General features: G+C 41.2%; 7 protein-coding genes. 3 read left to right on the forward strand and 4 right to left on the reverse strand.

Annotation, left to right across the window (positions count from 1 at the left end):
- Positions 1-652 precede the first annotated feature (652 nt).
- Both Q0688_RS08320 and Q0688_RS08325 read left to right on the forward strand, forming a co-directional pair.
- Positions 653-3,691: a TonB-dependent receptor gene (locus tag Q0688_RS08320; protein ID WP_299074892.1), complete on the forward strand. Its 3,039-nt coding sequence runs from the start codon at positions 653-655 to the stop codon at positions 3,689-3,691.
- Between the two features lie 96 nt (positions 3,692-3,787).
- The gene (locus Q0688_RS08325; protein ID WP_299074893.1) at positions 3,788-7,432 is read left to right on the forward strand and encodes a VCBS domain-containing protein; all 3,645 of its coding nucleotides are present in this window, start codon (positions 3,788-3,790) and stop codon (positions 7,430-7,432) included.
- Positions 7,433-7,848: 416 nt separating this feature from the next.
- Here the strand turns inward: Q0688_RS08325 and Q0688_RS08330 are convergent, their stop codons facing one another.
- Entirely contained in the window at positions 7,849-8,847 is a 999-nt protein-coding gene (locus tag Q0688_RS08330; protein WP_299074894.1) for a polysaccharide lyase family 7 protein, read from the reverse strand.
- 393 nt (positions 8,848-9,240) lie between these two features.
- On the opposite strand from Q0688_RS08330, the gene Q0688_RS08335 reads away from it, so the two are divergent.
- The gene (locus Q0688_RS08335; RefSeq protein WP_299074895.1) at positions 9,241-9,651 is read left to right on the forward strand and encodes a hypothetical protein; all 411 of its coding nucleotides are present in this window, start codon (positions 9,241-9,243) and stop codon (positions 9,649-9,651) included.
- A 17-nt stretch (positions 9,652-9,668) separates the two neighbouring features.
- Here the strand turns inward: Q0688_RS08335 and Q0688_RS08340 are convergent, their stop codons facing one another.
- From Q0688_RS08340 to Q0688_RS08350, 3 genes are read right to left on the reverse strand one after another with little or no spacing between them, the layout of a single operon-like run.
- On the reverse strand, positions 9,669-10,808 hold the full coding sequence (locus tag Q0688_RS08340) for a 1-acyl-sn-glycerol-3-phosphate acyltransferase (protein WP_299074896.1): 1,140 nt from the start codon (positions 10,806-10,808) through the stop codon (positions 9,669-9,671).
- A 1-nt stretch (position 10,809) separates the two neighbouring features.
- Positions 10,810-11,364 carry a YaeQ family protein gene (locus tag Q0688_RS08345; RefSeq protein WP_299074897.1) on the reverse strand — a complete coding sequence of 185 codons (555 nt, stop codon included), beginning with the start codon at positions 11,362-11,364 and terminating at the stop codon, positions 10,810-10,812.
- Positions 11,365-11,411: 47 nt separating this feature from the next.
- On the reverse strand, positions 11,412-11,870 hold the full coding sequence (locus Q0688_RS08350) for a GNAT family N-acetyltransferase (RefSeq protein ID WP_299074898.1): 459 nt from the start codon (positions 11,868-11,870) through the stop codon (positions 11,412-11,414).
- Positions 11,871-11,907 lie beyond the last annotated feature (37 nt).

Raw genomic sequence — 11,907 nt, forward strand, 5'->3', positions numbered from 1 at the left:
TCAGGGGGCTTATTTTGAGAATATGCACCTGCTTTAAAACAGTTCCATTCTTCTATTAGATCGTAGCCACTATTTTCAGCTTGCATATCTACAAATTGATAACATAGACGTTATTTTCGGTTAGCAAATTGGAGATTACCAAAAATAGTAAAGCTTCAGTATAGGTCATACACATTTTCTAAAATAGTACAAAATCCATAACCAAATCCCCCCTAATTATCTATAGCTTAGAAGTTCGGTAAGGAAAACAAGTTTTGTTCTACAACTACTCCCATTGCACACTATTGATATTTTACTGAAAATTCGAACTTTTCGCATACATCCTCTATAAATAGAGAATATATGCTGTTAAAAGCATAAAAGTGGAAGAATTAGACTCAACATCCACAAAACAGTCGACTGAATAATAAAACGTCAATGTCACCTAATGTATCCGACAGGCATGCGTAATCAATATCGGCAACATAACGGTTACCGCCACTGGTAATACCAATTTGCAATTAAACTGACTCATTGGATATTACCAATTGATTGATATCTTATCTATTATTCCGTATATTGAAACGTAACAATTTTACAACATTGGTATAACATCAATATGGCAAGCGATCCGCAATCATATGATCACTCAAAAAACATCGGAGAACTCGATATGTCGTTGATATCAGATAAGAACACAAACTTAATCAATCAAAAAAAGCGATTTATGCTTAAACCTGTCGCAAAATGGGTAAAAGCCGCAGCTTTCGCTTCTGTAACCGGTTCTTTTGCATTTTCGGCCACTGCACAAGAAACTCAAACAGCAAATGAGAACCAAGCAGATCAAGATCTTGAAGTTATTGAAATCCTTGGAACTCGCAAAACCATTCAAAATCAAATTGCGATAAAACGCGAGTCTACATCTGTAGTTGACGGATTATCTGCTGATGATATTGGTGATTTACCTGCCCTTTCAATCGGTGAAGCCTTAGAGTCAATTACTGGGGCCGCATCTCACCGTGAAAACGGTGGCGCGACTGAAATTACTATTCGTGGTCTTGGTCCTTTCTTAAGTGCAACCCACATTAACGGCCGTGAAGCCACAAATGGTAGTGGCGACCGTTCAGTTAACTTTTCTCAGTTTCCGTCAGAACTTATGAAAAAGGTGGCTATTTATAAAACTCAAGACGCTTCAATGATTGAAGGTGGTGTTGCTGGTTTAATCACCCTAGAAACACTTAAACCTTTAGATCACGGTAAACAAAGCTTTCAAGGTGAAGTTAAACTTAATTATAACCCTGACCAAGCAAATGTTGAAAACTCACTTCAAGGCGACTTAGGCTACCGTGGTACGCTAAGTTTTGTTGATCAGTTCGAATTCGAAAATGGCTCGGCATTAGGAGTGACGGTCGGTTGGCAACGTCAAGATATCAGCCAGCCAGAAGCTGAGTATCGAAGCTCTAGTCCTTCAGGCTCGTCTTTGTGGGCTTGTTTGAATGACCCAAGCAATATGAATGAAGGTTTTTTTAGAAGTTCAGCGGGTGACTGTGAAGACCAGGTGAACGGTAGCAATAATCAAGGCTATCAGACTGATATCAATCCAACCACAGGTCGCGCGGAAGACGCGGGTAAGCAATACGCGTGGACTGGTTCAAGCCGTAGTTTCCGTCAAAATGAAACCTCTGATGAAAGAGACGCACTATTTTTAGGATTACAATTTCAACCATCTGATGCTTGGGACATAAATTTCGACGCTCAAGTCTCTGATCGTACTCAAGCTGAAGCACGACATGATTTAATTTTCTTACAAAAGCGCGTTACCCCTGGTATTACAGGTGAGAATCTAATTACCAACAGTGTTGGTGGTATTTTACATTGGGAAGGTCAAGATCGTATCGAATCTGCAGGCGAGCAGTTTTCTCGAGAGGAAAACTATCGTGGCTATGGTTTAAACGTAGAACATCATGTAAATGATAAATTAACCATTAATGCAGACGTTTCTTATTCTCAAACCAAACGTGAAGAGCTACAAATATCAAACCGAGGTCGCACTTCAAGTCGTCCATTCTTTTCTTGGGATATGGGTGAGCATATTCCTAACTTTACCGTCACTGATTTTGACGTAACCGATATTTCTAATTTTACCTCTGACTTACGAACACGTCTCGATCGTGAAAACGTTCGCGAAAATGAAGTGACTTCAGCGCGTGTTGACTTTGATTACGCGTTAGATAGCGATGTGTTTACTAGCATCCAAGGTGGGGTGCGAGTTTCTGAATTGACTTTTGTTCAATATGGTGGTGGTAACGGCAACGGCACACGAACTCAAATCGAATTAGACGAAACCGTAACCAATGCAAACAACGTATTTCAGGATTGTCAAATTAACTTTCCTGAGTCTGATTTCTTATCTGGAATGTCTGACGGCGACCTAGTTACGCAAATCGACAGTTCTGGAAATGTCGTGTCTAGTGGCACAGGTTCTTCATGGGCTACCTATGACAACGTTTGTTTCTCTCAAGCATTGGCAGCTTCTGCAGGCATAGAGTTTGCGTATCCAGAAGTTGAATACCAAAACCAAGGAACCATTGACGTTACGGAAGAAACAATATCTGCATACATAATGGCTAACTACAACACCGAAATGATGGGTAAATACATTCGCGGTAACTTTGGTTTGCGAGTAGTCAATACCGATGTGACTTCAATAGGCTTTAGGCAAGGTTACGTGTTTAGCCAAGATCCATTAACTGATTTGTGGAGCTCTGCTGAGGCAGGATCTATTCAGCGCACTGTTGCTGGAAGTGATTACACCGAGGTATTACCTAGTTTTAATTTAGTCATAGATTACAGCGATGATGTTCTTCTAAGAGGCGGAATTTATCGAGGTATGTCTCGCGTAGATCCCGCTGACCTTAGTTTCGATCGCTCAATCCAAACCGACGATGAAGCTGAAGCGGCGACGCGTGAAGAATTGTTAACTGGGGTTGACGGCTCTGGTAACCCTAGTACTCAACCTCTGATGTCTTGGAACTTCGATGTAGCGGCTGAGTGGTACCCTAATGAAGATTCAATCTTTGCATTTGGCGTGTACTACAAACAATTCAATGGTGGTTTCCAACAACAAACCGTATTAGAAGACTTCACAATTGATGGTGTTAGTGTTTCATTGCCAATTACTAATTCAGTTACCACTGATGAAAGCAGCGACCTTTTTGGAATAGAAGCGTCTTTGGCTTATCGTTGGGATAGCGGAGTGGGTGTAAAGTTAGGCTATAACTACGCTGACACGGACTACGAATTTGAAGATAGCCTTTACGGCGATACCTTCAACACTGGCCTTGATGGTGTAACCACGCAACTTACTGAAGGTATTGTTGCACCAGGTGGCGTACCAGGCTTCTCTGAGCATGTTTTCAGTGGTCAGGTTTATTACCAAGTGGGTGACTTTGATACTGCACTTATCTACAAATATCGAAGCGAATATTTTCAGCCATACACAAGTAACGGTACAAGACTACGTTATGTTGATGAGGCAGCGGTTTGGGAAGCTCGCGCTACCTACAAAATCAACAAGCAAATTCGTATAAAAGTTTCAGCTATTAACCTGTTCAGTGAGCCTAAGTCTCAAGACTACTTCGTTATAGGCAATACAGGTGAAGTGAATGACTACGGCCCTCGTTTATTCGCAGGTATTAGCTTCAAGTATTAATCGAGCATAATGCCTAGTTTGAAAATATATACATTTACCTAATTTGTTCGGTAACTAGGCAATATTTTAGAAGAAAAATTTTCAGGAGTAGAAAGCATGTTTAAGAAAACACTTATACCCTTAGTTATCACGACAGCCTTAGTAGGTTGTGGCAGTGATAACGCCGAGTTGGAAGGCAATAGCCGCGGGAGTATCCAAATTACCGGTAGTAATTTTGTTGCCGGTGCAAGCCTCTCGGCATCTGTATCTGACTCAGACGGAATTCAAAGCGGCACCCTTAGTTATGCTTGGTCAACAGGCGTAACTGGCAATACCTACACCATAACCGAAGCTGACGAAGGCTCAGTAATCTCGGTTTCTGCTGTATATACTGACGAAGCTGGTTTCACTGAAGGAGTGGGTGCATCAACAACTGTTATAAACCCAACTTTAAATGTGACGGCTATGGTTGTGAAAGGGCCGGTAAGTGGCGCAAGCTGTGACATATTCGCAGTAAATAGCGGTACTGCGGCAGCTTCTTCACAAGCTAATGGTATGTCTTCAGACTCAGGCACGGTTACCTTTAGCGATGTTCATTTTGAAGGCCCTGGTCTTGTTTCCTGTACTGGTGGTACTTACATCGATGAATCTACAGGCGATACGTTAGAAGCGCCTATGCTAAGAGCTTTAGTCAATGTGGTTGAAGGTGACGAGACAACACCTGCGCCATCTTATGTGGTTTCACCTTTGACCGAAATGGCAATACAAGCTGCAGGCGCTGATTTAAATGGTGTGGCTGATGCAACAAACGCGATCAATGCTCGATTTGGGATCCGTTTTGATACCACAGAAGTAGTACCTACAGCTGTAGGTGTTAGTGCTCTTGGAGCAGAAGGTGCTGAAGATGCAGACAGATATGGCTCTGTGTTAGCGCTGTTATCGCAGCTAGATGCTGACGATAATGACAACAATATGTCTGCAGTCTTAACCAATCTTGTCACTAGTTTTGTTGACGGGTCTTTTTCTGAAGCTTCTTTAACTGCATTTGAAATGGCACAAACCAACTTGCAAACCACTTCCAATGTAGCTGCAGATGTCGATCAGGCCTTACTTAACATTATTGGCTCGTCCATTGGCTATAACGATGACCCCGTTACTGCCATTATAGAAGGCGTGTTAAGCGCTACAGTGCAAAACATAGCTTCGGAGCCTGTAACAGCTTCTGTTTCTGTTACTGATCCAAACTTTGAAGAAGATGCCATAGTGGCGCAATCGGACATTGTACTTACTTACGGCACTTTTAGTATTGGCGCAGACGGTGGTTGGTCTTATACAGTTGATGTTACCAATGAATCTGTTGCTGATCTTGTTGTAGGTGAATCTGTTAACGATACAATCACCATCGCTTCTATCGATGGCACCACGGCCGAAATAAAAGTCCGAGTAGCAGCTTTGACCCAAGTGGTAAAAATTTCTGACATCGGTAATGATACCGGTGAAATTAGACTCGGCGTCGACAATCTGCGTCAAGGTAAACTTAGCGCTTCTTTTTCTAAAGAGGTCGCATTGGGTAGCGATGGCAATAATAAGGATGCCTATATTACACTTTACGGCTCTTCTGGAAGCTCTGCCGAATCACTAATAGATTTACGTATTCAAGGAAGTCAAACTGACAGTGAAGGAAACGCCATTGATCCTAGATTCCTTGTTAGAAATACCGACAGTGACGCCTATCCCGGCGACACAATTACTTCTCCATTTATTGAAAACCAGTTCTATATGGTAGAAATTACATGGGATATGGACGCAGCTGAACAACTTACAGTTGCCATCAACGGAGAAGTTATCGGTGGAGGCTCTTTCTCAACAGCGGCGGTTGTCGACTCTGACTTCACCGATCTAGCTCAATGGTTTGCAGACGGTGTAAGAGTTATCCAATTTAGGTTTGGAGATAACGACAGAACCATCCCATTTGGCTCTTTCTATGTTGATAACATCGAAGTGTTTTCTGATACAACAGGGACTGTCAGTGTATTTGAAGATAATTTTGAAAGTTATGACGTCGGCGAGACCTTAGATGGTGACAGCAGCCTTTACGGTTTAGCTATCTATTCTGAAGTCGCAGTATTTGATGCTGGCGATGGCACTTCTGAGCCTACACCTGCGGCTTTCTTTGGTCTAACCGCCGCCGTTGCAAGTGATACTACCGAAGCGCTGACGGGTAAAGTAAGTGTTATCGACCCTGATGAAGGTGAAGCCTTTATCGTTGAGTCTATGCTCACAGGCACATTTGGTGCACTCTCGATGCTAGAAGACGGCTCGTTTAGTTACGCACTAGACTCAACCAATCCAACCATAGCTGCATTAGTAGTAGGTGAGCGCGAGACTGATACCTTCACTATTGAATCGATTGATGGCACTACGGCCGAATTAGTCATTACCATAACGGGCAGTATTGTGGTTAATACTGGCGCTAATAACGTTGCTGTTATCATTGACACCAATGATGGCGACACAGGTGAGCTTCGTTATGCTCTTGGAAGTAATGGACCTCTTGCTCAGGGTAAAATTGAGGTGTCTGTTAAACGTCTAGATGATGACTTAGGTAATGGTGATGCCTTTATTACTCTGTTTAATTCTAACACTAACAACAACGGCGCCATTTTAGATCTTCGCATTAAAGATGATAGTTTTGGTGTACGTAGTCCAGGTAGTGTCGATACGTCAGCGGCCACAGTGATGCTTGACCAATTCATGAAAGTTGTGATCACTTGGGAATACCCAGCAGGTAACTTAGAAGTTAATCCACTGGTTACCGTTGAGATTGATGGCGTCAGGTATACAGCAGAAGGCTTTACACCAGACAACGAGTCTTTTGGTGGTGTGACACACGTTGCCTTTAGGTTTGGCGATAACAGCGGCGTCAGAGAAGCAACGGGCAAATTCACAATTGATGACTTAGTTATTTACTCAGATGTAGCTGGAACAACTGAAGCATTTAACGATGACTTTGAGACTTATGCCGAAGGTGATTCATTAGATACAGATAATGCTGCTTCTCCCTACAACTCAAGTACCTCTGAAGCAACGGTTGAGACTATCGGCGAAATAGGAGGCCCAGGAACTGAAGGCAACAAACTCGCAGAAATACGCGATACTGACGCATCAGATACTGGAGAACTTCGATACGCTTTAGGTGACGGTGTTCCTTTAGCACAAGGTCGATTTACCGTAGCAATCAAACGTTTAGACGACGATCTTGGTAATGGTGATGCCTTTATTACATTATTTAATTCTGATACCAACAATAATGGCGCTATTTTAGACCTACGCATTAAAGACGATAGTTTTGGTGTGCGCAGTCCAGGTAGTGTCGATACATCAGCGGCCATTGTTATGCTTGATCAATTCATGAATGTAGTCATTACTTGGGAATACCCAGATGGCAACTTAGAAGTTAATCCACTGGTTACCGTTGAAATTGATGGCGTTAGGTTTACAGCCGAAGGCTTTACACCTGACAACGAATCCTTTGGTGGCGTGACGCATATCTCAGTTAGATTTGGCGATAATGGCGGAACCAGAGAGGCAACAGGTGTGGTATCAGTAGACAACTTTACTATCTACTCCGATACTGCGGGAACAACCGAAGTCTTCTTTGATAACTTTGAAGCTTATTCTGAAGGCGATTCCCTAGATAATGATAACGCTGTATCCCCTTACAACTCATCAACATCTGAAGCGATCGTAGGTATTGAATAATACCTTTAGGCATTCTCTGTGTGTAGATAGACAAACATAGAAAATGCATTTTTGTATGATTTACTAGCGTGTAAAATCATCTAGCAAACATACATCAATAGCATTAAATTAAAAAAGCCCTACTTGGTGAAAACTAGTGGGGCTTTCCAGTTTTTAAATTCAAGCTTTTGATTCGCAGATAATTAGAAAAGTTTTGTTTTTCAAAAAAGCGGGTAAGTTGTTCATTTAACTGAGGTAAATATATTCCACATGGTTTTACAGTAATCGCTTAACAAGTCAAAGTATAATCGCTACTACGAGGCTGGACGCACTGACGCGCTTCAGTTTGAGGCCTTAATGATAGCTTTAGGTGAGTTAGTCTTTTTCTAGACTCAGCTTTTACCTATTTCCCGAAAGCTCATAAACAAATAATAGCGTTAGTATTTGTACCCTTCATGAGTGTTGTCTAAATGGTAAAAGGTCGCTTGCACAAAATCTTTGAGATTACCGCTATTGTTTTGATTATAAACCCCTGCTTTAAAATACATGAACTGGTTATTTTTCCCATAACCGCTGTCTTTCATATCCACTGTTTTAGTGATATTCGGCTTGCCTTGGCGAATTAATGTAACGTACAAATTCTCTTCAACAACGGTGATTTTATAACTGAATTTTTCATTTAATGCGATTCCGTCCTCAGGATCAGTTAGCTTATGTGAGCGAGTCCCAACCATATTTACCCAAATATCATCGCCGTGATTAATTTCATGGGCAAAATAGATAGCGCCTTTCGAATTGTTTGGTAGTTTTCGGTAGTAGAGTCGGATTGGTTCATCATCGGTTGCATGGATTTGACCAATAATCACGCGCCCAACCTTCTTCTCATCACCAGTTTTAGAAACGCGGTTAACAGCTAATGTTGCTTCTAAACTTCCACCAACCGCCGCTGCTTTTTTGCGAGTTGACCCATGCACTGAGCCAAAAACCCAATTATTTTTGGTCGCCCCGCGGATCTTGACTCGACTGTTACCTCGACGCAGCATTTCTCTAAGCTCGGTTCGAGCATACTTAGTATTCTTTGACGTTTTGGCCCCTACATTTGGGCAGGCAAACACCATTCCGCCGTCTTGCGCGGTATAAAATAGAGGCTTTAATTCAAACCCTTTACTGAGTGGCTTTTCGTATATAGTGTCCGCTTTTAAATCTTCGTTTAAATCGGTAGGTAAGGTGAGTGACCAATCAAGCAAATCAAAATTTTCACTGGGCTTTTTAGATGGATCTAATGTTAACTCGCCACCTAATAACACACCATCTGGTAACACTTCGTGTGATTTTGGTATAGCTAAACTAAAAGTTGAAAATAATATAAAAATACTACCAAGTACAATACTCAAACAACGGGTTGAAAACTTATAAAAAATGCGTTGCTTAGTCATTTAATTCTTCCCCAGTTACTATTTCTAATAGCTGCAATTTTAGTTATTCGCTTTGTCTAAATTTTTATTTAAAACCTCACAGCTAGTATATAAGCTTAATTTAGTATATTCACACAATAACTTAGCGGTCGAAATCGTCAATTTAACGACTTAGAAAAAGATAAAGTGGCCTAAGGCCACTCGCTGGATGTTTTGATATTGCTCGTAAACATCCTAGCGTTCTTGTCTGAAAAATACATTCGTATGCTTTTTCATACCCAGGTACAAGCAGCTTGCTAGCCACCAACAAATATTTACGTAGCATTAAGCTAACAATTGAAGTGTTGGATTTTTGCCTTCAATAAATATTGTTTTTTACGAGTTTTTTCAAGCTGATTGATACAAGGAATAGATATGGATACTAGTACTTCTCATACTGCAAACATCGAAAATAATGCCAGCCTTGCAACAGGGTATAACTTCGAATTTTCTCACGATGGTAAGATAATACGAGCTGTTGGCTCAGCGCTATCAGGTAAAGAGCAGGTGTTTTGTAATGATCAATTGGTTGCCAGTAAACGCTCTTTAGGCATTAAGTCCCGGCTCCCTTTTGAATTAGACAACAACCAATATGAAGTTGAATTTAAAGCGACCAATTTTTTTACGGGAGAAATACAGTGCTCACTGCTAAAAGGTGGGGCACTAATTGAAAGCCAGAAACAAACCATAGACAAAAAATACCAAGTGACTGGCAAAACTAAAACACTGTTTATTGTTTCGCAAGTGGCTTTTGTTGGCTTACTTATGTATTGGGCGATAAAATAACTTTGCTTAATAAAGTCTTAGGCTATCTTTCTGTTATAAGCGCAAGCGTACATATTCAGTAACTTGCTTTGTTCAGCGCTAGATAAATTCACTAACCTAGACTCTAAGTATGCCTTTGCCGCTTGAGCATGTTGGTCAGACTCAATCTGGCCATCCAGTTGTTTATTTATAACATTACCAAGCATTTGAGCGGCCATTGGGCCTGTTGAAAAAGCTTGGTACCCTTCAAGAATTTCGTTGTCTATGTGTTCTGCGGCTTCTTTGGCGTTGGCAAACTCAGCTGACACTAGATCTCCAAAGTGCATATGCACCCTGCCCTTTTGGCCAGTAATACCGTTGACTATGCTGGTAACATCTTCGTTGTCAGGTTTGTCATAATTGCCATCCCCCTCCATTTTCTGTAATTCTTTGGCTTTGCTGATATCACAGGGATCAAATTCATATGAGATAGACACAGGCACTATACGCAAGGTACGAATATAATCTGAAAACTCTGTGCCTTTAGGTTTATTTAATGCCAGCATAGACAAAATGGCTGGGTTAGTGATGTCGTTGCCATCTTTTGCCCTGCCTTCTCTTTGGGCAATCCATATATGTTGCTGCTCGGTATTCAGGCTAAATTCGATATACTCACTTAACAGCTTGGCAGCTGATAGCTTTTCTCTTCTGTCGGTGGCTGAACGTTTAACGATAAAACATTTGTTAAGTCTAATTAGATCGGCAACCCAATCTTTCTTAAGTAAGTTATCACCTACAGCGATGCGCACTGTGTCTTGCTCATGGGTATGTAGCGCCCAATTGACAAAAGCAGGATCTAGGGCAATATCCCTATGATTGCTCATAAACAAACAGGCCTGTGATAAGTCCAGTTTATCTAAACCCGTAACAGTAAAGGATGTAGTAGTGGTATTGATCATGCGCTGCATATAAGGCTCAACTAAGCGCTGAAAACCTCTAAGGGTGTTAATTTTAGCTATTTGCTTAATAATGTATCTGCGGGTAATCAGGCCTAATAAAGGCCGCATAAAATTTGGCCAAGCACTGAATTTAAAAGCCACCAAACTGTAAATAAACTCTTTATTATTAAAGAGCTTAGGCAGTATTACAGACAAATCTGCATCATCAAAGGGGCGAATGGAATCAAATTTAGTTGACATATTAATCTTCATTTAATTGTAAAGCTTGCCAGCTTACTTCTACTTGCTGATGCTCCGCAGCGATATAGGCAGACTCGCCGCTTAAGGTCACCGACAAGTCCATAGTACGAGCAAGCATACCACTTAACGCTTGAACTTCTGGCCAATCAAAACTAAATACATTAACCTGCAAAGTGCAAAATTGCCCTTGGGATTCTTTCCACCATACATTGGATTTTGAATTAAAACTGTAAACATAAGTGTGTTTTGCCAATCGGCAACTTTTTTTGATCCGATCAAAACTGGGCTCGCCCACGTCTATCCACAGGTGGAGTTGGTCATCAAAGCCTCGTACCCATATATCTGGTTCATCAATTGCACTTAATCCTTTAGTAAATGCCATCAATTTTTCATCATCTTGATAGGCATGTAAACAGAAGGCTAATACCCGCACCATCATTCGTTCTATGGTTTCAGATGGATGTAATGCTACAGTCAAATTAAGGGTATCGAAATAGTCATGATTAAGATCAGATACAGAAAGTTTGAATTTGTAAATAGTTGGCTTTAACGCCATAAGTCAATGCGCCCAGAGTGTTAAGTCAGTTTAGATAAGCAAGCCTATTATGATAGCTTCATTTCTACAAGCGAAGCCTGAAACCCTAACTTTTGATAAGCTTTTAATGCAGAACTATTTTCTGCATAGGCTTCAAGGTAAAAATCCTGCATACCTTGGGTTTTACCCCAAGCGATTAATGCCTGAATAACCCGTTGATTGATCCCCTGGCCTCTATGGGTAGGCGCAACATACATAAAACCAAGATACGCATGTAAGTCATGGGTCAAATGCGCTTTTGAGGTCTTAATACGTGCATAACCAGAGCCCACTATCCTGCCGTTGTCATCGGCCACCATAACGGTAGAGTCATGGCCTTCAATCAGCTGTTTGATATCATAATAACAAATATGCTCAGACTTTAAGGCGTCATTAAAAGGGCGCTCTGTGGCAATAATACCTTGTTCAAACTCTTTTAGTACTGGCAAGTCTGCAAGCACTGCATCTCTAATTATTATGGTTGCCATAGCGCTTTTGGGCCTTCTTACTTATTTTTGTTGCAGT

This window comes from uncultured Paraglaciecola sp., assembly GCF_937123705.1.
Classification (GTDB): domain Bacteria; phylum Pseudomonadota; class Gammaproteobacteria; order Enterobacterales; family Alteromonadaceae; genus Paraglaciecola.